The sequence below is a fragment of the Ramlibacter humi genome (assembly GCF_004681975.1).
GTDB lineage: Bacteria > Pseudomonadota > Gammaproteobacteria > Burkholderiales > Burkholderiaceae_C > Ramlibacter > Ramlibacter humi.
Genome location: NZ_SMLK01000001.1, coordinates 117,981 through 136,946 on the forward strand (window position 1 = coordinate 117,981; position 18,966 = coordinate 136,946).

Below are 18,966 nucleotides of genomic sequence, written 5' to 3' on the forward strand. Positions count from 1 at the left end.
GTCCACGGACGAGGCGACAATCGTCCCGTGATCTTCGAGAGCTCCATCGACATTTCGGCGCCAGCCCCCGCGGTCTGGTCGATCATGGAACGCCTGGAACAGTGGCCCGACTGGGCGCCCACTTTCCGGAGCGTGCAGCGCGTGCGCTCTCCAGCCGGTGTGGGAGCGGCTTACCGCGTCGAGCAGCCCCGCCTTCCCCCGTCCATCATGACGGTCACCCGATGGGAGCCCGGCCGCGGATTCACCTGGGCATCGCGCAGCGCCATGCTGGGCGCGCGGGGTGAGCACGACATCGAACCGATGGGCGCGAACGCGTGCCGTGTGCACCTGGCCTTGCGCTTCGAAGGCCTGTTCGCGCCGGTGGCGGGCCGGCTGATGCGGCGCATGGTCGCCGCTTACGTTGACTCGGAAGCCACCGCCCTGAAGCGGCGCGCCGAAGGCCCTTCCGCCTAGTGCGGCGCCAGGTCGGAGACCGAGACGCCTTCGTAAGCCTCGAGCAGGTCGAGCACCATCTCGGGCGTCAGTGAGTCGGTGACGCCGCAGCCGTCCTCGTACGCGCCCTCGAACGCAAGCCGGAACGGCATTTCCTCGGACGCGCGCATCACGAAGAAGGAGGTGTCCACGCCGTCGGCGTAGTCGGCCAGGGCCAGTTCGATGCCGTTGCGCAGCACGATCGAAACCGAGTAGATGCCGGTCTCGCTGTCGTGCCTCACCGGGTCCACGTGCGCCTGCGGGAACTTGACCCTGATGGCCAGCGCCACGGCCTCCAGCAGGCGTCGGCGCAGGAGAAGTCCATGCGTCATGCGTCTCGTCTCCGTTCTGGTTGTGTCGAACACGGGGCGCAGTCTAGGCAGGCCGCCGGCACCGGTCCATTTCATTCTCCGGCGATGCGTGGGAAGCATCACCGGGTGCGCGTTCACGCCGCCAACCCGCAATCCTGGACCAGGAAGTCCCGCGCCGTCCTGCGGATGGTCTCCATCAGGCAGGCATCGCTGACCTGCGGGTGGGACATGAGGCAGATGTCGGTGCGGATCTGGTCTTCGGGCACGAGCGGCAGGATGGTGATCTCGTCCTGGGAGAATCCCTTGGCCGTTTCCGGAACCAGCGCGCAGGCCGCGCCGGCCGCGATCAGCGCCTGTCCTTCGAACAGCTCCTTGATGGCGGTGTAGGTGGGCGAGCGGCCGGTCCGCCTCATGATCTCGCCATGGACGTGGTCGAAAAGGGGCGGGTTGTCCCGGCGGTTCTGGAACAGCAGGCGATCGAAGGCGAACAGGTCGCTCAATTGCAGGGCCTTCTTCGCCGCCAGCGGATGGATCGACTGCAGCCCGATCACCCATTCAGCGGTGGCCAGCCTCGTGACGCCGCCGGCGGTGGAGTGCAGCGGCCGCTGGAGGATGGCGAAGTCCAGTTCGCCCCGCTTCATCGAGCGTTCCAGTTCGTGCGTGCGCCCCAGCCGGACCTCCACCTTGCGGCCGATGGTGCGCTGCAGGTCGGCGCGCAGCTTCTCGGTCTTGAGGGGATTGTTGTAGATCAGGACACCCAGCCGAAGGGGGCCGCTGGCCGTCGCCTCCTGCAGGGGCCGGAACTCCTCCTTCAGGATCTGCACGATCCTGGCCGCCGGCTCGATCAGGCGCGCGCCCGCCTCGGTCAGTTCGCAGCTGCGCGAAGTCCTGTTGAACAGGCGCGTGCCCAGCGCGCTCTCCATCTGCGCGATCGTGCGGCTCAGGGGGGGTTCGGTGATGAACAGGCGCTCCGCAGCCGAGCGGAAATTCAGCTCCTGAGCCAGCACGAGGAAGGCGCGGACATGCCGCAGTTCGATGCGATCTGCAGTGGACATCATCTAGGCGGTTCGGTTGCCGGCGCCTTGCGCCGGACCGGCAGCTCCCCGCGGCCATCATGTCCGCCCCGTCGCGGGGCACAAATACTGCAAGCGCACGACCGGCGTGCCGGACTTCACGCAGCCGGCGCGCGGCTGCGTGCGTCGAGGATCGCGGTGGCGAAAGTCGTCAGGTCCTGCACGATGCGGATGTCGCGTTCGCTGAACGTCTTGCCGCCCCGGTGCAGCAGCACCCACAGCGTGCCGATGAGCTTGCCCTGGCGGCTTCGGCCAGGCGCTGCACGGCGAGATCGGGGACTCGGCAAGCTCCTGCGACAACGACAGCAGCGCGTCGGTGGAGCGCGATGTCTTGAGGTTCTCGCGCGAAGGCTCCGGCGGGACGATGACATCCTCGACGGGTACGGGGCAGGCCTGCTCAGTCGCGCGGCGAGTAGGCCGATCCGGCGGCGCGCGCCGCTATTCGGTGGCGTCCGCATTCGCGGCACGCAAGGGGTCCGACACTTCCATCCAGTCGAGGTCGTTCTCCAGCGTGTGGAACGCGTCGTCGCCGATGTCGCCGGTTTCGCGCATCTGCAGCAAGGCGCGGCGCGCCGCGCGCACGGCCGAACGGAAATGCGTGTCGTACTCGACCCCGAACGAAGCGTGCGGGCCGTCGCCGCGCTGCACCTGCCCCAGGCGGATCTTCAGGTCCTTGCGCACCAGGTTCACCGCCGCCGTGCCGGTGGCCGGCAGCTGCGCCAGCGCCGCCTCCATCAGGCGATGGCGCGCCAGGTGCTCCTCGCGCGCCACCGGGTCGCCGTCGTGCAGGTTCAACGCGCGCAGCAGCATCTTCAGCGTCAGGCCCTGCACCAGCAGCGTGCCCAGCACCACGGAGAAGGCCGTCAGCACGATCAGGTCGCGGCTGGGGAAGCCTCCGGGCAGCGCCAGCGCCGCGGCCAGCGTGACGATGCCGCGCATGCCGGCCCAGGAGATCACCAGCCCGCTGCCCACGCTGGGCCGCAGCATGGGGCGGGGCGGGTGGAAGCCGAAGTGCCGGTCGCGCCAGCGGATGGCGGCGTTGAACGACATGTGCCAGGCGATGCGCACCACGATCACCGTCACCAGCACCGCGCCCGCCACCGCCAGGTACTGCTCGCGCGCGGCCGGCGCCAGGTCCACCAGGATGGGGCGGATCTGCAGGCCGATGAAGATGAAGGCGAAGATGTTCAGCGCGAAGATCACCGTGGCCCACACCGCGTTGGTCGGGATGCGGATGCGTGCCGGCGTGCGGCCCGGCGCGGTGCGGCCCAGCGTCATCGCGAAGCACACCGTGGTGAGCACGCCCGACAGGCCGACGTGCTCGGCCACCAGCCACACGGTGAAGGTGCCGATGAACTGCAGGATGATGGCCGTGGGGATGTGCTGCACGCGTTCCAGCAGGCGCTGCACGCACCAGCCCAGCGCCGGGCCCGCGGCCAGGCTGCCCAGCAAGCCGAGCAGGAAGGTTGGCGCCACCGCCTGCACCGAGAAACCGCCCGCGGCCACCGCGCCGACCGCCAGCCGGTAGATGAGCAGCGCGCTGGCGTCGTTCAGCAGGCTTTCGCCTTCCAGGATGCCCAGGATGCGCTGCGGCGGGCGCAATGGCCGCAGCACCGCCGTAGCCGCCACCGCGTCGGGCGGCGCGACGATGGCGCCCAGCGCGATGGCCGCGGCCCACGGCAGTTCGGGCACCAGCGCACGCGCGACGATGGCCACCGCGGCGGTGGTGAGCAGCACCGCGAAGACCACCAGGCTGAGCAGCGGCGCCCAGTTGTCGCGCAGGTCGCGCAGCGAAGCGTCGTAGCCCGCGTCGACGAGGATGGGCGCGACGAAGAGCGCCAGCACCAGTTCCGGCGGCAGGGTGGGGCTGGGCGCGCCCGGGATGAGCGCCAGCAGCACGCCGCCCACCGCGAGGAACACGGGGTAGGGCGCGCCCGCCCGCCGCGCGGCGGCGGCCAGCAGCACGGCGGCCACGAAGAGGGCGAGGATCTGCTCGAGTTCGCGCACGTGGCGGAGTTTAGGAGCCTTGCCGCCTGCTGCCGCGCTTGGCATTCGCCGCGGCCTGCCCGGAAAATGAAGGCACAGGAGAAACGCGATGGACATTCGTCTTCAACTGCTGGAGTCGTTCGAGGCCGTCGGCTCGGATGGGCAGCGCTACACCGTTCGCGCGTACGACCGCCTGGTTGCGGTGCCGGGCAGCGTGGACGGCTGGGAGCCTTCGGGCCAGATCGAGTACCGGCTCGCCGACGAGCGCCCGGTCGAGGCTGGGCCGGATGGCGCGCTGCGGGTGGCCGGGTCCAACCTGCTTCTCTCGCAGGTGCCGGAGCCGGCGCGCGGCTAGCCTCCTAAGCGCCGATGAAAAGCGCCACCCGGTACTCCACCCTCGAGCAGGCCCTGCACTGGGCCACGGCCATCCTGGTCGTCGTGGCGTTCATCTATGGCCCCGGCGGATCGGAAACCCGCATCTACTCCGCGGCGCGCGATGCGGATCGCCGGCTGCACGAGACGCTGGGCCTGTGCGTGCTGGCGCTCACCGCGGTGCGGCTGTGCTGGCGCGCGTTCTCCCCGCGGCCCGATCCGGTGGCGGTGTCGCGCTGGATGGGCTTGGCGGCAAAGGCCGTGCAGGTGCTGCTCTACGCCCTGCTCTTTGCCGTGCCGCTGACGGCCATCAGCGGCGCTTGGCTGGAAGGGCACCCCGTCACCTGGCTGGGCGGCGACATCGGGCCGTGGGTGCGCGAGTCGCACGGCATCGGCGCCACCCTCTCGGAGCTTCACGGCTGGCTGGGGGACACCATCCTCTGGCTGGCCGGCCTGCACGCGCTGGCCGCGCTGTACCACCACTTCGTGCTGCGCGACGGCGTGCTTCGCTCGATGGTGCCGGGCACCGGGCCCTGACCGCCGGCGGCGCCGCGAGCCGCCAGCAGGTACGGCAGTTCGCTGCGTCCGATGCCCAGGTCGTTCAGTTCATGCTGCGCGAGCGCGGCGAGTTCCCGGCGCGCGGCTCGCAGCCGCCGGCGCGCGGTCAGGTGGTTCAGGCAGAGGGCGATGAGGGTTTCCATGGCGCATTCCTGGCGAAGTCCCGTCATGGTGCCCGTCGCGGTCACATCAGGGAAGTTGAGTTTTCTGACCGCGCAGATCAGAATGACTGATGCGCCAGATCAACCTAGACCAGCTGCGGACCCTGATCGCCATCGCCGACCTGGGCAGTTTTTCGGCCGCCGCCCAGGCCCTTCACCTGGCCCAGCCCACCGTGAGCCTGCACGTGTCGGAACTGGAAGGCCGCGTGGGGGTGCCGCTGATGCTCCGGGGCGCCGGCCCCGCGCGCGCCACCCCGGCGGGCGCGGAACTGGTCGAGCGCGGCCGCCGGCTGCTGCGCGACCTGGACGAGGCGCTGGACGCCGCGAGGCGCCGCCACGCCGGCCTGGAAGGCCGGGTGCGCGTCGGGGTCAGCACCACCAGCATCGTGGTGGACCTGCTGCCGCCGGTGTTCGAACTGCTGGAGAAGCGTTACCCGGGCATCGAGGTGTCGCCGCTGTTCATCGGGTCGGACCTCTCGGCCGCCGGGCTGCAGGCCGGCACGGTGGACATCGCGCTGGTCTCGCTGCCGCAGCCCGCCGTGCCCGGCGTGCGCTTCACGCCCTGGATGCGGCACGAGATGCATGCGCTGGTGCCTTCGCAGTGGCGCGCCCCGAAGCGGGCGACGCCCGCATGGCTGGCGCAGCACCCGCTCATCATGAACGAGCCCGGTTCGCGCATGCACGCGCTCACCATGGAGTGGTTCGGCCGCGCGGGCTTCTCGCCCCGGCCGCGCATCGAGCACAACTACGACGTGGCCATGCGCGGCCTGGTCGCGGCCGGCTACGGGGCGGCGCTGGTGCCGCTGCGGCCGAAGGAGAGCCCGGTGGCGCACGACCGCGTGCGGATGCTGCCGTTGAGCCCACGCCTGGTGCGCCAACTGGTGGTGGGGCGTCGCGTGAACGAGTCGCGCGACGGCGCGGTCGCCCGCGTCGCCGAGGTGTTGCTGGAGCAGCGTTCCGGCGCCTGAGCCCGCGCGCGGCCGGCGCCGGCCCCTCATCCCCCGGGGGGGCGCCGACTGCCGTGACCGCGCCCCCGCCGGATCAGTCCTTCACCAGTCGATTCCGTATCGCGTAGCGGATCAGGCTCGCGTTGTCGCGGAGGTTGAGGCGCTCCATGATGTTGGCGCGGTGCGCGTCCACCGTCTTCGAACTCAGGCCGAGTTCGAAGCCGATCTCCTTGGCCGATTTCCCGCTCGCCAGCATGGTGAGCACTTCCACCTGCCGCTCCGTCAGCAGTTGGTGCAGCTGCGGCGCAGACGGCCGCAGCAGGTCCTGCGTGACGCGGCTCGTGAAATAGCTCCCGGTCTGCATGACGCCGCGCACCGCCAGCTCCAATTCGAATTTCGCCGCGTCCTTGCGGATGTAGCCGCAGGCGCCGCTGGCCACGGCCTTTTTCACCGCTTCGATGGAGTCGTCGGCGGACAGCACCACTACGCGCACTTCGGGGGATTCCGCGCGGATGCGCTCGCACACGGCGTAGCCATCGATGCCCGGCATCCCTATGTCCGTGATGACGATGTCGGGCCGCACGGTTTGCAGGATCCCGAGAAGCTCCTCGCCGCTGCCCGCTTCCGCGATCACCTGCACTCCGGAAATGGAGGTGAGGAGGGCGTTGATGCCGGACCGAACCAGCTCGTGGTCGTCGGCGAGCACGACGCGGATGGGCGCGCGTTCCTCTGGTCTCATGCACGTCTCCCTGATCGTTGTCTGGGCGCGGCCGAATCGCTTGCGCCGCCGCGTCACGGCGGGCCGGGCGTGTGCCGGGCCTTCTTTTGCGATCATGGAGGAACGCGCCGCGCCGATCAACGGCTTTCGCGTTTTCGGGATTGCGCGGGTGCAGAACTTTCTACTGTGCCTGCCGGCCTGCAGACCACTTGCTTCCAGCGTGTGGGCGCCGCGGCGGCGCGCGCCGGCCTTCTTCGATCCCCGGCGGCGCATGCAAGCCCCCGCCCGGCGGGCCCGCAAGGCGCGCCTCAGTGGATCGCTTCCGCCTCGACCCCGGCGGAGGCCACCTGGTCGCCGCCTGCCGGCGCAGAGCGCGTGACCTGGACGACGGCCGCGTCGGGCTTCAGCGTGCGCAGGCCCTCGCGCGCCGGATCGAGCGCAACCGCGCCAAGGAGCTGCACCGCGCCGGAATCGCGGCGGCGCTGGAACTCCACCTGCACCAGGACGACCGCATGCCCCGGCAGCACGACCACGACGGGACGGCCGTCCTGCAGGTCTTGCAGCACCTCCGGCGAACCCAGCCGCGCCTGGGCGCCCGCGCGGACGTCCGAGGCCAGCGACACGGCGCGCCCGGAAGCATCGTTCCACCTGCGGTTGAGCAGCGTGCCCAGTACCGCCGGCGGCACGCCGATGTCGACGGCGGAGCCCCAGTGCTGGCGCACGACCTGTTCCTGCGGCACGCGCACGCCATACGAGCGCAGCACCATGCTCACCGCGGCGGCCCAGCACCATTGGCTGGCGCGCTGGGTCTGCCTCATCTCGGCCACCGCGTCGGCGCGCAGCCCCGACACGCAGTGCTCCACGCCGGCCTCGGCCGCGGGACGGCACTTCGTTTCCGCCCGCGCCTGCGTCGCGGTGAACATTGCCAGGAAGGCCAGGATCGTCGCCCATTGCCCGAACCGCATCTCGCATCTCCAAGGATTTGCCTTGGGATGGAGGTTCGTTTTCCGGGCCCTTCCGCCGGCGAGCCATTGGCCAGGACAGGCTCGGGCGCTGACGCGGGTGGCTTAGGGCAGGTTCAGGTTGGGTAGGTCAAATCCCTAGTCCGGGTCCGCGCCCAGCCGCTCGATCCAGGCGTTCAGCCGTTCGCAGCAATGCGCAAACTCATCCATCGCGCGGCCCACCGTCCGGCGGTTTCCCTTGCGTGCGGCATCGCTGATGCGCGCGCAGACGGAGCCGAGTTCGTGCGCTCCCACCATCCTGCTGGCGCCCAGCATGCGGTGCGCCGCCTGCGCGACGAGCCCCATGTCGCCGCGCTGAAACCCGTCGCGCAGCATCCCGGCATCGGCGTCGTTGGTGCGGCGGAAGACCGCCATCACGTCGCGCAGGATCCGCGGGTCGTCGCCCCAGGTGTCGTGCACCTGCCGCAGGTCCATCGGCGCGCCCCCGGCATCGGGCGATTGCGTCCCGCCGCCGCCCGATGCCGGGGGCGCGAGCAGGCGGTCCAGTGCCTTGCGCAAGCTCTGCAGTCCGATCGGCTTGACCAGGCGGTCGTCCATGCCCGCCGCCCGGCATTTGTCCGCCTCGCCGGCGAGGGCGTGGGCGGTGCAGGCGATGATGGGCGTGCGCCGTCCGGTCCCGGCGCCTTCCAGCTCGCGGATCCGGCGGGCCAGTTCGTAGCCGTCCATTTCGGGCATCTCGCAATCGGTGATGACGATCCCGAACCGGCCCGATGCCCACGCCGCCAGCGCCTCCTGTCCGTTTTCCACCGTTTCCGCCGCGTAGCCGATGGTGTTCACCTGCCGCTGCAGCAGCATCCGGTTGGTTGGGTGGTCGTCCACCACCAGGACCAGGGTGCCCTCCGCCCGCGCCGCGTCCACGTCGGAGGCGCGCCGCCGCCAGACCGGTGCCGGCGGCGCCTCTTCCTGCGGCTCCTGCGCGGCCGCGTGGGCGCCCTCGACCACCTGCAGCGGGACGCGCAGGCTCATGGTCGTGCCCCTGCCCAGCTCGCTCTCCATCCCGACGCTCGCGCCCATCATCTCCGCGAGCCGCCGGCAGATGCTCAGGCCCAGGCCCGTGCCGCCCGCGCGGCGCGCCAGCTGCGCGTCGCCCTGGCTGAAGGGCTGGAAGAGCCGGCGCTGGTTCTCCGGCGAGATGCCCGCGCCGGTGTCGCGGACCTCGAAGCGCAGGTGCTGCACGCCGCCCGACTCGCACTCGAGCACGGCCAGGATCTCCACCGAACCGGCCTGCGTGAACTTGATCGAGTTGCTGACGAAGTTGCCCAGGATCTGGCGCAGCCGCAGGCCGTCGGCCCACAGCAGCGGCGCGATCCCGGGGCCCACGCCGTGGTGCAGCTGCAACCCCTTGCCGGCGGCCGCCGTGCCGAACAGGCGCTGCACCGTCCGCAGCATGTCGCGCGGCGAGGTGGGTTCGGCGTGGATCTCCAGCTGGCCCGCCTCGATCTTGGAGAAGTCCAGCACGTCGTTGACGATCTGCAGCAGCGATGCACTCGATTCGCGGACGATCTCCAGCGTGGCGCGCTGCTGGGGGTCCAGGGCGGTCAGGCCGAGCAGCTCGAGCATCCCCAGCATGCCGTTCATGGGCGTGCGGATCTCGTGGCTCATGGTCGCGAGGAAGGCGCTCTTGGCGCGGTTCGCGGCATCCGCTTCGGCGGTTCGCTGCCGCAATGCCTCGTTCAGCCGCAGGATCTCGTTCTCGCGCTCGATCTTCTCGGTGACGTCCTCCGCGATCCCGAGCAGGAAGCGGGGCTGGTCGAACTCGTCGAGGATCGGAATCTTGCGGGTGCGCAGCACGCGCCGGCCGCGCACCGGGATCTGCACCGGTTCGTCGACCGCCTCGCCGGCCGAGCCCTTGGCCATCGCCCTGCGGTCGCTCTCGGCGTCGGCCGCCGCCTGCTCCGGCGACAGGTAGCCTTCGGTCCTGCCGCCGACGATCCGTTCGCGCGGCAGGCCGACCAGGTTCTCCAGCGCCCGGTTCACCCGCACCAGCCGCAGGTCCGCCGCGTCCTTGACGTACATGATGTGCGGGATGTTCTCGATGACCTCGTCCAGGAACCGGTTGGCCAGGCCGATTTCCGTCGAACGCCTCTCCAGCGATTCCTTGCTTTCGGTCAGCTCCCGGTTGCGCTCCATCGCCGCTTCGTAGGTCGACAGCAGCAGGTTCAGGATCTGGGGGCGGCCCGCCGTGATGGAATGGTGCTGCCCGTTGAAGAAGATGCCCACCCCCCCGTGGCCGTCGTCGCTGCCGGGCATCCCGCGGCTGGCCAGCACGTCGTGCACGCGGGACACGATGTAACGCTCGTCGTAGGGCTTGGGCAGGAAGTTGTCGGCGCCGCATTCCAGCCCGCGGATGACGTCCTGCGCGTCCGACATCGTCGTGAGCAGGATCAGCGGGATTCCGGCCAGCGCGGGTTGGGCCTTGAGCCGGCGCGACAGCTCGTAGCCATCCATCCGCGGCATGTTCACGTCGCTGATCACCAGGTCCGGGCGCCGGCGCGCGACCAGTTCCAGCGCCTCGCATCCGTCCGCCGCGACCCCCACGTCGTGGCCCTGCTGCTCCAGGATGTGGCGCAGCCGCTCGGCCTGGGTGCGGCTGTCCTCGACGACGAGGATGTGGCGCCGCCCGGCAGGGGATGGGGACGCGGGTTGCTCCATCACGGGCCGCCGGTCACCAGGGCCAGCAGCGCCGGCACGATGCGCTCGGCCGGGAGCACCTGGCCGGCCGCGCCCAGCGCGATCGCCGCGCCCGCCATGCCGTGCACGGCGGAACTCTCCTCGTCCTGCGCGATGGTGGTCGCGCCGGCGTCGCGCATGCGGCGCAATTCCTCGGCGCCGTCGCGGCCCATGCCGGTGAGCAGGACGCCGATGGCGCCGGGCCCGCTGTACTGCGCCATCGTGCGGAAGAGGAATGAGACGGCCGGACGGACATGGTTCTCCGGCGGCTCGCGGCTCAGCACGATGCGGCCGCCCGCATCCACGCCCATGTGGAAGTCGTCCGGCGCGAGGTAGGCGTGCCCGGGCAGCGGCACCGTGCCATGCGCGGCGATGTGGATCGGCATGCCGCTGGTCTCGCCCAGCCAGCTGGCCATGCTGTGCAGGAAGCCGGGCGAGATGTGCTGGACGATGAGCAGCGGCGCGGCGAAGTCGCGCGGCAGCGCGTGCAGGATGGCCTGCAGCACCGGCGGGCCGCCGGTGGATGCACCGATGCCGACCACCCGCGGCGCCGCCGCCGCGCGGCCTGCGGGGCGGGGCGGCCCCGGTTCGCGCCGCCGCCGCACCACCTTCACCTCGGACATCAGGCGCACGGTCTGCAGAAGGTGCGCCATGCGCGCGCGCAAGGCGTCCCCGCCGCCGACGGGCTTTTCCACGCAGGCGAGGGCGCCGGCTTCCAGCGCGCGGAAGGCGATCGTCGCGTCGGCCGCGTTGCTGACGCCGCTGCACACCACGATCGGCAGCGGTGTCGACGCCATGATCCGCCGTGTCGCCTCGAAGCCGTCCAGCCGCGGCAGGTGCACGTCCAGCAGCGCCACGTCCGCCTTCTGCGCGAGCAGGAAATCCACCGCCGCCTGGCCGTCGCGCACCGCCCCCACCACCCGCAGCCCCGGGTCGCTCTCGATCAGCCGCACGATCTCGGCCCGGCTCGCGTCGGCGTGCTCGGCCACCAGCACCCGCATCCGTTTCGCTTCCTTCATCGGGCAGTCCTCAGATCAGGCGCTGGATGGTCTCGAGCAGGCTCGCCTGGTCGAAGCTGCTCTTGACGACGTACGCGCTGGCGCCGGCGTCGACGCCGCGTTCGCGGTCCTCGCGGCTCTCGCGCGCCGTCACGAGCACGATCGGCAGCTCCGCCGTCCGCGGGTCGGCGCGCAGGCGGGCGACCAGTCCGAAACCGTCCAGGCGCGGCATTTCCACGTCCGTCACCAGCAAGTCGAAGGGTTCGGCCTGCAGGCGATGGAGCGCTTCCAGGCCGTCGACGGCCGTGCCTACCCGGTAGCCCGCGCTCTCGAGGATGGACCGCAGCAGCGAACGCGACGTGATGGAGTCCTCCGCCACCAGGATGGACCGCGGCACCGCTGCCGTTGCCGCCGGCGCCGGCGCGGGTGGGGCGGCCGGGGCGCCGCGGCTGGCCCGCAGCAGGTCGCCCACCTGCAGGATGCAAGCGATGTGGCCGTCCGGCAGCACCGTGGCCGCGGCGACGTTGCGCACCCGTACCAGCGGCGCCTGCAGCGGCTTGACCAGCAGCTGCAATTCGTCGAGGACCTCGTCCACCGCGAAGGCGGCGCGCTGCTCGCCGGTGCCGAGAATGGCCAGCGCGTTGCCGCCGGGCTGTGGCCGCGGCGGCGCCGGCAGCTGCAGCACCTGCGCCAGTTCCACCACCGGGATGACGCTGCCGTCCAGCACCAGCGTGCCCCGCCCGTCGACGCTGCGCAGGTCGCCGGCCCGTGGCCGCAGCACGCGCTCCACCTGCGCGGTGGGCAGCACGAACCGCTGCCGGGCCGCCGACACCACCACGCCGCGGAAGGTGCTGCGCAGCGCGGGCACGACGATGTGGAACGCGGTGCCCGCCCCGGGGAGGCTGTCCACCGACACGGACCCGCCCAGGCGCGCCGCGTTCTCCTGCACGATGGCGAGCCCGAGGCCGCGGCCGGACAAGCCGGTCACCCCCGGGCTGGTGGACACGCCGGAGCGGAACACCAGCGCGCGGGCCTGGGCATCGGTCAGCTGCAGCGCCTCCGCGGCCGGCATCAGCCCCTCGCGGAGCGCCAGCTCGCGCAGCCTGGACGGGTCGATGCCGCCGCCGTCGTCGGCGACGGTGATCCGGACCTTGCCGCCGTCCACCTGCGTGGCCGTGAGTTCCAGCTGCGCGCGCACCGGCTTGCCCAGCCGCTCGCGCTCGGCCGGCGGCTCGACCCCGTGGGCGATGCAATTGCGCAGCAGGTGGTTCAGCGGGGCCTTCAGTTCGTCCAGGATGCGCTTGTCCAGGGCGATGTGCTCGCCGCGCACCTGCAACTCCGCCTCCTTGCCTTCCGCGCGGGCGAGGTCGCGCACCATCATGCGCAGCGGCGCGGCCAGCGTGTCGAAGGGCAGCAGCAGCAGCTTCCTGGAATTCTCCAGCAGGGTGTCCACGATGCGCCCGACCGCTTCGCGGTCCTGCTCCGCAGCGCGCGCCGCGGCGGCGAGCCGGTGCTTCAGGACCTGCGGCGCATCGGTGCCCGGGGCCGATACGGGCGAGACGCGGGAGGCGTGCGCCTGCCCTGCGAGCTCGCGCAGCTCCTCGACGCGCTGGCGGGAAGCCTGCTTGACCGCGAGCATCTCCTCGATCTCCAGCAGCCGCGCCTCCAGGCCCTCGACGCTGATGCGCACGGTTTCCACGGCGGCGGCCGGAGGTGGGGCGGCGTTCGGCTGGCCGGCGTCCATGGCGCGCAGCGGGTCCGCGTGCGCATTCGCCGGCGGCGTCCCGGCTCTCGCGGCCTGGGCCTGCACGAGCCGGCCCACCTGCTCCAGCTGCTGGTGCAGCGCATCCAGCGCTTCGCGCGTGGCCGTGCCGGGGCCGCGCTTCCAGGCGGCGAGCGTGTCCTCGATGCGCCGGCACTCGCCCTCGACGAGGCCGAAGTCGACCGCGCGGGCGGCCCCCTTGAGGCTGTGGGCCGCGCGGAACACCGTCTCGATGACCGCGGCCTGCCGCTCCTGACCTTCGCCGCGTTCCAGCTGCAGCAGGCCGTCCGCGATCGCCTGCAAGTGCTCCTGCGCCTCCACCGCGAAGGTGGCTCGCAGCTGTCGCAGGAAGTCGGCGTCGCCCGCTTGCATGCGCTAGAGGCGATAGGCCGAGACGATCTGCTGCAGGCGATGGCCCAGGTCGTTCAGGCCCTGGGCCGAGCTTTCGAGCTGGCGGGCGCTGACCATGTTCTGGCTGCTCGCCTGCTTGATGCTGTTCATCGCACCGGCCACCTGGTCCACGCCCACCAGTTGCTGGTGGCTGGACGCCGCGATCTGTGTGGCGGCCTGGGCCGCCTCGCCGATGCTGGCCGAGAGACCCTCGACCGCCACGCGCGCCACGGCGGTCTGTTCGCTGCCCGCCTGCACTGCGCGGGCGCCCTGGTCGGTTACCGCGACGGCCGCGGCCGTCGCGGCCTGGATGTCGCCGAGGACCGCGCGCACCTCGGCCGTCGCCTGCCGGGACTGCGCCGCCAGGCTCCTGACTTCCTGCGCGACCACGGCGAAGCCCTTGCCCTGCTCGCCGGCCTTGGCTGCCTCGATCGACGCGTTGACGGCCAGCAGGTTGGACTGGACCGCCAGGTCCTCGACGGTCGCGATGATCTGGCCGATGGTCTGGCCGTGCTGCGACAGCCGCGCCATGCTGGTGCCGATGCTTTCCATCTGCCGGCGGACGCGTTCCATGCCCGCGTCGAGATCCTCGGCGGACCGGCGGCCGTCCAGTGTCTGCTGCACCGCCTTCTGCGCGCTGTCCGCGACGTGCTGCGCCTTCTGGTTGCTCAATTCGGCGGTCTGGCGCACTTCTTCCACGGTGGCGGTCGTCTGCGCGACGGCGGCCGCCGATTCGGTCGCGCTCGACGCCAGCTGGCTGGTCGAAGCCACGATCTGGGTGGTCGACGCGCCCAGCACGGACACCGCTTCCACCATGCCGCGGATCTGATCGCGCAGGTTGCCGCTCATGCGCTGGAACGCGTTGCCCAGCATGTCGTCGGCGGATTGCGGCGCGATGCTGGTGCGCAGGTCGCCGCTGGCCATGCGTTCGGCTTGCGCGGCGATGTCCTGCAGGTACCGCGTCATCCCGGAGAAGGCGCGGGCCAGCGCGCCGACCTCGTCCGCGCGCGCGTCCTCGGGAATCTCCGCCCGGATGTCGCCGCGCTCGATGCGCGCGGCGTGCGCGGTCAGCTGGCGCAGCGGGCGCGCGATGGTCCGGGTGAGCAGCGCGGCCGCGAGCAATGCGGCCAGCACCGCCAGGCCGGTGCCGACGACGATGGTGAGCACGGCGTTGCGGCTGTTCGCCTCGGTCTCGCCGACTTGCCTCTGCAGGTCGGCGCGCGCCTCGTCCTGCATCTCGCGGACGACGCGCGTGATGTCGTTCGTGATGCCGAGGCCCCCGCCGGCCAGGATGCGCTGCACGACCGCCTTGCTCCCTTGGGAGCGGTAGACCTCGGTGGTCCCGCGCACGTGCTCGATGCGGTTCTTCACCAGAGGCTCGATGGCGTCCAGCCGGCGAAGCTGCGAATCGCCGGTGCCGATCAGCTGCCGGATCTCCTGCAGCAGCCTGGGGGCGCGCTCGGTCGCCGGGCCCACGGGCCGCAGGAACTGCTCGTCGCCGGTGAGGTAGTAGCTGCGCGTGCCGAGCTCGATCTCCTTGACCAGGGGCACGATGTCATCGAGCCGGTTGAGGATTCCCGCCGTGATCCTGCGCTGCTCGTTGGCCTGGATCAGGTCCGCGGTGGCTCCGTAGCAGGCAGCGCCCACGGCGAGCACGCAGGCCAGGACCAAGCCGAATCCGGTGGCGAGTTTCGCGCCGACGTTCCACTTCATGCTTCCTCCTTGCCCAGCCATGCATCGCTCATGGAAGGCCCCTCTTCGTTGACGAGAATCCCGGGGTCGGCCGCCAGCCGCTCGAAGTCGATCACCAGCAGCCGCTGCGCCGTGATGCCGCGCAGGTGCCTGACGCGCAGCGACGGCAAGGGCGGCTGCAGGTCGGCGCCGGGCAGCGTGCGCGCGCCGATCACCGCCTCGGCCAGCAGCCCGAACTCCATCGCGCCGCTGCGCACCAGGACGACGTGGTGCAGGTCGTGCAGCCCCGGCGCCGGCGTCTGCAGCAGCACCTGCAGGTCGAGGACGGCCGTGATGCGGCCCCGAACGTTCATCACGCCGCGCACGAAAGCCGGCGTGCATGGCACCGGCGCGAGGTGCAGCAGCGGCACGACGGCGGCGACGTGCCGCGACTCGATCGCGTAGTGCTCGCGCGCCAGCCGGAATTCCAGCACCTCCAGCACCGGGCCGGAAGGTGGTGCGGGGGGCGTCCGGGCCAGCGCCAGCGCCCGGGCCCGCAGGACGTCCCCCGGATCGGGCAGGGTTGCGGAAGGCGTGCTCATGCGGCGTCCGCCGGGGCGAGCCCGGACAGCAGTTGCGTGAGCCTTCCGGCGCTCAGCCCATCGCCTTCGGGCAGCAGGTCGCCGGGCTGGTAGCGCGCAAGCTGCACGCGCGCGTTGGCATAGTGGCGCGCGGCGGCCGCCGTTTCGCCGGCCTGGCGGGCCAGGTTGCCCAGCGCGAAATGCGCGAGCACGAACCCGGGCTCCAGGAACACCGCGCGCCGCAACGCGAGACGCGCCGCCTCGGCTTCGCCGCGCTCCAGCAGCACCATTGCGCGCAGGTAGTGTGCGGCCGGGTTCACCTTGTCCGCGTCGATCCAGCGCTCGCACCATTGCAGCGCCGCGCCGAGGTCGCCCCGGTCCGCCATCGACCGGGCCAGCGCCGCGGGCTCGTCCGGCGCCGCCGCCAGGCAAGACCGCGATGGGGCCGCGGGTGCGCAAGCGGGGACGGGCGCGCGGGCGGGTGGGCGCACGGGCGCGCAAGGCGCCACGGCGACCTCGGCGCGCCGCGGCGCGGACCGCTTGCGATAGAGGATCGCGCCCGGATGGTTTTCCACCGCCAACCGCGAAAACAGTGCCTGCGACGCCTCGCTCGGGCCCACCACCAAGCAGCCGCCGTCGGCCAGCGAACGGCGCAGCCGCGCCACGGTGGCGCGCGCGCGCTCCGGCCGGAAGTACATCAGCACGTTGCGGCAGAAAAGGATGTCCACCGCATCGGTCCCGCCGTCCGACGACGGGAAGCTGTCCTCGGCCAGGTTCAGCCAGCGGAAGTCCACCAGCCGGCGCAGGTGCGGCGCGATTTCGTGCCGGCCGTCGGCGCGGGGGAGGAAATAGGCGGCCTTCAGGCGCGCGGGCGTGGAACGGAAAGACCACTCGCCATAGACGCCGGCCCGCGCCTTTTCGAGGGCGGCCGGGTGGATGTCGGTGCCCGTGATCGAGACGCGCCAGCCGCGGGGATCGGGCAGCGCCTCGTGCAGCAGGATGGCCAGCGTGTACGCTTCCTCGCCGCTGGCGCAACCGGCGCTCCACACCCGAAGGTGCTGGTCACGGCCGCGGCGCGCTCGCACCATCTCGGGCAGCACCATGCCCGCCACGGCATCCAGCAGGGGCGGGTCGCGGAAGAAGTAGGTTTCGCCGACGGTCAGGTGCGCCGCCAGCCGCTGGACCTCGGCATGGCCGATGCCGGTGTCGAGCAGGCCGCGCACATAGCGCGGCACGTCGTCCTGCTGCCGTTCGCGCGCGGCGGCCTCGATGCCGCGGTGCAGCTGCGGGAACCGTTCGGGCGGGAAATGCAGGCCCATGCGCTGGGCGACAAGCGCGGCGAGCTCGCCCCACTCGGCTTCCTCCAGGCCCGCGGCGGTCACGTGCGCCCCTCCAGGGCCACGACGAGCGCCTCTTCCTGCGAAGGCGACAGCAGCAGCTCCACGTCGTGCACCAGCAGCAGCCCGTCGGGCAGGCGCGCCACGCCCGCCGGTCGTTGCAGGCCCGGCACCAGTGCCGCCGCGTCCAGCACCGCGGCATCGCACTCGATCACGCCGAGCGCCTCGTCGACCACCAGCGCCAGCAGCCGGCGCGGCGTTCGCAGGAGAAGGAACTGGTCGTCCGGTTCCAGCGGTTTGGCCGGCAGGCCGAACCTTTCGCGCGCCGCGTACACGGGAAGGACCTGGCCCGCCACGTCGAGGACGCCCAGGACGCCTTCCGGCGCGGCCGCGGGCAGCGGGGTCACCGCCGCCGCCGCGAGCACTCGCTGCACGGCCGCGAGAGCGACCGCGTGTCGACCGCTTCCCAGGCGGAAAGCGACCAGCCGGCGAGCGGCAGCGCTGTTGCTCATCGGATCGTGGAGCGGGTCCAGCGGGTCGTCCACGCGGGGACCGCGGCGGCCGGCATGGGAGCCGCGATGAAGGGACCCTGGGCGAGCAGGCAGCCCCAGTCGTGCAGCAGCTGCCATTCATCCTTGGTGCCGATGCCGGTGGCGACCGTGGCGAGTTGCTGCTTCCGGGCCAGCTCGAGGCCCACGGCCAGGCCGGCACGCGCGGCGCTGTCGCGGTCCACGCCGGTCACGAAGCCGCGGTCGAACTTCAGCGCGGTGAACGCCACCAGCGCGAGCCGGTCGACGTCCATGGCGCCGTGGCCGAAATCCTCGATCGCGAGTCCGAAGCCGTGCATCCGCAGGCGCGCCAGGTTTTCCAGCACGCGGGCCTGGTCGGCCTGCAGCGCGGCCTCCGGGATGCCCAGCACCAGGTGCCCCGGCGACAGGCCTTCGTTGTCGGTGGTCTGCCGGATCCGCGCCGCGGTGTTCACGTCGGCGAGGGAATCGAAGTCCAGGCGGACCCACACGGAGAGATCGCGCCCTTCGGCCTGCCAGAGGCGGCACTGCGCCACCGCCTTCTGCAGCACGAGCCAGCCGAAGTCCTCCTTCAGGCCCCTTGCCTGAACCGAAGGCATGAAGGCCGCCGGTTCGAGGATGCCGCGGCCCGGGTGGTCCCAGCGCGCGCCGGCGTGCATCGCGCGGACCGTGCCGCTGGCGAGCAGCACCTGCGGCTCGTACCAGAGCTCGAACTCGTTGCGCGTCCAGGCCTCGGCGATCTCGTCGAGCGGGAACGCCACTTCCGGCGGGACCTGCTCGTCCGCCATGCCCCGGTGCAGTTCGACCAGCGGCACGAGTTTGGCCGCCGCGACGGGCTTGGCGATGACGCCCAGCAGCCGGACCTTGTAGGTGCGCGCCATGTGCGCGATGGAGGCGAGCAGTGCCGGCTCGAGGGCGCTGGTGAGGATCACCGACACCGGCGAGCCCGCTTCGCTCAGGTGCCGGATGAACTCCATACCGTCCATGGCGGGCATGGAAAGGTCGGTGAGAACGATGTCCACCGGCCGGTCGGGGTCCCGCAGGACCTGCAGGGCGGCCCGGCCGTCGCCGGCTTCGCGCACCGTCGCGGCGCCGAGCGTCTGGAGCAGCCGCGTCAATGCAAGGCGCTGGAACTCGTGGTCTTCGACCACCAGGAAGCGCAGGTTCCTGCAGGGCATCGGCTCAGCGAGGAGTGAAGTCTTTTCCTGCTGCCGTGGCTCTATACATCCCACGAACGCTTGCGGATACCGTGGTCTTCATGGGGCCTCCCGACCTGTATTTTTTGCCGCTCGGAAAGTACAGTCTAGATGCGATCCACCGGGGCTGCCCTAGGGTGACCACCGAGGGCGCCCTCCCTGCGGCAAGCGCATCGATGGAGTTGATGTCTTCCGTTCTAATCTCCGCGGCGAGC

Annotated in this window: 18 protein-coding genes and 1 pseudogene; 4 read left to right on the forward strand and 15 right to left on the reverse strand. The window is 71.6% G+C overall.

The window, feature by feature from the left end; translation table 11 throughout:
* The first annotated feature begins 27 nt into the window (after window positions 1-27).
* Entirely contained in the window at window positions 28-453 is a 426-nt protein-coding gene (locus tag EZ216_RS00605; protein ID WP_167772789.1) for an SRPBCC family protein, read from the forward strand.
* Here EZ216_RS00605 and EZ216_RS00610 read toward each other — a convergent pair.
* The 4 genes from EZ216_RS00610 to EZ216_RS00625 form a co-directional block, all read right to left on the reverse strand.
* Window positions 450-803 carry a hypothetical protein gene (locus EZ216_RS00610; RefSeq protein WP_135247637.1) on the reverse strand — a complete coding sequence of 118 codons (354 nt, stop codon included), beginning with the start codon at window positions 801-803 and terminating at the stop codon, window positions 450-452. The genes EZ216_RS00605 and EZ216_RS00610 overlap by 4 nt on opposite strands.
* A gap of 113 nt (window positions 804-916) precedes the next feature.
* Window positions 917-1,840 carry a LysR family transcriptional regulator gene (locus EZ216_RS00615; protein ID WP_135247638.1) on the reverse strand — a complete coding sequence of 308 codons (924 nt, stop codon included), beginning with the start codon at window positions 1,838-1,840 and terminating at the stop codon, window positions 917-919.
* 113 nt (window positions 1,841-1,953) lie between these two features.
* Window positions 1,954-2,142 carry a hypothetical protein gene (locus EZ216_RS00620; protein ID WP_135247639.1) on the reverse strand — a complete coding sequence of 63 codons (189 nt, stop codon included), beginning with the start codon at window positions 2,140-2,142 and terminating at the stop codon, window positions 1,954-1,956.
* Window positions 2,143-2,293: 151 nt separating this feature from the next.
* Window positions 2,294-3,862: a cation:proton antiporter gene (locus EZ216_RS00625; protein WP_135247640.1), complete on the reverse strand. Its 1,569-nt coding sequence runs from the start codon at window positions 3,860-3,862 to the stop codon at window positions 2,294-2,296.
* A gap of 88 nt (window positions 3,863-3,950) precedes the next feature.
* Here EZ216_RS00625 and EZ216_RS00630 point away from each other — a divergent pair, with 88 nt between their 5' ends.
* Both EZ216_RS00630 and EZ216_RS00635 read left to right on the forward strand, forming a co-directional pair.
* On the forward strand, window positions 3,951-4,196 hold the full coding sequence (locus EZ216_RS00630) for a hypothetical protein (RefSeq protein WP_135247641.1): 246 nt from the start codon (window positions 3,951-3,953) through the stop codon (window positions 4,194-4,196).
* Window positions 4,197-4,210: 14 nt separating this feature from the next.
* Window positions 4,211-4,750 carry a cytochrome b gene (locus tag EZ216_RS00635; protein ID WP_135247642.1) on the forward strand — a complete coding sequence of 180 codons (540 nt, stop codon included), beginning with the start codon at window positions 4,211-4,213 and terminating at the stop codon, window positions 4,748-4,750.
* Window positions 4,751-4,797: 47 nt separating this feature from the next.
* On the opposite strand, the pseudogene EZ216_RS21695 reads toward EZ216_RS00635, so the two are convergent.
* Window positions 4,798-4,941 (reverse strand): annotated as a pseudogene (locus EZ216_RS21695) (YjiS-like domain-containing protein); the annotation flags it as partial.
* Between the two features lie 62 nt (window positions 4,942-5,003).
* Between EZ216_RS21695 and EZ216_RS00645 the strand changes: the two are divergent.
* Window positions 5,004-5,900, forward strand: coding sequence for a LysR family transcriptional regulator (locus EZ216_RS00645; RefSeq protein WP_135247644.1), 897 nt, complete (start codon window positions 5,004-5,006; stop codon window positions 5,898-5,900).
* A 73-nt stretch (window positions 5,901-5,973) separates the two neighbouring features.
* On the opposite strand, the gene EZ216_RS00650 is transcribed toward EZ216_RS00645, so the two are convergent.
* The 10 genes from EZ216_RS00650 to EZ216_RS00695 form a co-directional block, all read right to left on the reverse strand.
* The gene (locus EZ216_RS00650; RefSeq protein WP_135247645.1) at window positions 5,974-6,870 is read right to left on the reverse strand and encodes a response regulator transcription factor; all 897 of its coding nucleotides are present in this window, start codon (window positions 6,868-6,870) and stop codon (window positions 5,974-5,976) included.
* Window positions 6,871-6,905: 35 nt separating this feature from the next.
* Entirely contained in the window at window positions 6,906-7,562 is a 657-nt protein-coding gene (locus EZ216_RS00655) for a cysteine peptidase family C39 domain-containing protein (RefSeq protein WP_135247646.1), read from the reverse strand.
* A gap of 135 nt (window positions 7,563-7,697) precedes the next feature.
* Window positions 7,698-10,271 carry a response regulator gene (locus EZ216_RS00660; RefSeq protein ID WP_135247647.1) on the reverse strand — a complete coding sequence of 858 codons (2,574 nt, stop codon included), beginning with the start codon at window positions 10,269-10,271 and terminating at the stop codon, window positions 7,698-7,700.
* A complete protein-coding gene (locus EZ216_RS00665) occupies window positions 10,271-11,308 on the reverse strand; it encodes a chemotaxis protein CheB (protein ID WP_135247648.1) in 1,038 nt (345 codons plus the stop codon). Before EZ216_RS00665 ends, EZ216_RS00660 begins: the two co-directional genes overlap by 1 nt.
* 10 nt (window positions 11,309-11,318) lie before the next feature.
* Window positions 11,319-13,421: a hybrid sensor histidine kinase/response regulator gene (locus tag EZ216_RS00670; RefSeq protein WP_135247649.1), complete on the reverse strand. Its 2,103-nt coding sequence runs from the start codon at window positions 13,419-13,421 to the stop codon at window positions 11,319-11,321.
* 3 nt (window positions 13,422-13,424) lie between these two features.
* On the reverse strand, window positions 13,425-15,152 hold the full coding sequence (locus tag EZ216_RS00675; protein ID WP_135247650.1) for a methyl-accepting chemotaxis protein: 1,728 nt from the start codon (window positions 15,150-15,152) through the stop codon (window positions 13,425-13,427).
* On the reverse strand, window positions 15,149-15,712 hold the full coding sequence (locus EZ216_RS00680) for a chemotaxis protein CheW (RefSeq protein WP_135247651.1): 564 nt from the start codon (window positions 15,710-15,712) through the stop codon (window positions 15,149-15,151). Before EZ216_RS00680 ends, EZ216_RS00675 begins: the two co-directional genes overlap by 4 nt.
* Window positions 15,709-17,073, reverse strand: coding sequence for a CheR family methyltransferase (locus EZ216_RS00685; RefSeq protein WP_239024240.1), 1,365 nt, complete (start codon window positions 17,071-17,073; stop codon window positions 15,709-15,711). The genes EZ216_RS00680 and EZ216_RS00685 overlap by 4 nt, the downstream gene beginning before the upstream one ends.
* The gene (locus tag EZ216_RS00690) at window positions 17,070-17,540 is read right to left on the reverse strand and encodes a chemotaxis protein CheW (protein WP_135247652.1); all 471 of its coding nucleotides are present in this window, start codon (window positions 17,538-17,540) and stop codon (window positions 17,070-17,072) included. The genes EZ216_RS00685 and EZ216_RS00690 overlap by 4 nt, the downstream gene beginning before the upstream one ends.
* Window positions 17,537-18,733, reverse strand: a complete 1,197-nt coding sequence (locus tag EZ216_RS00695) for an EAL domain-containing response regulator (protein WP_135247653.1) — start codon at window positions 18,731-18,733, stop codon at window positions 17,537-17,539. Before EZ216_RS00695 ends, EZ216_RS00690 begins: the two co-directional genes overlap by 4 nt.
* Window positions 18,734-18,966: the final 233 nt, after the last annotated feature.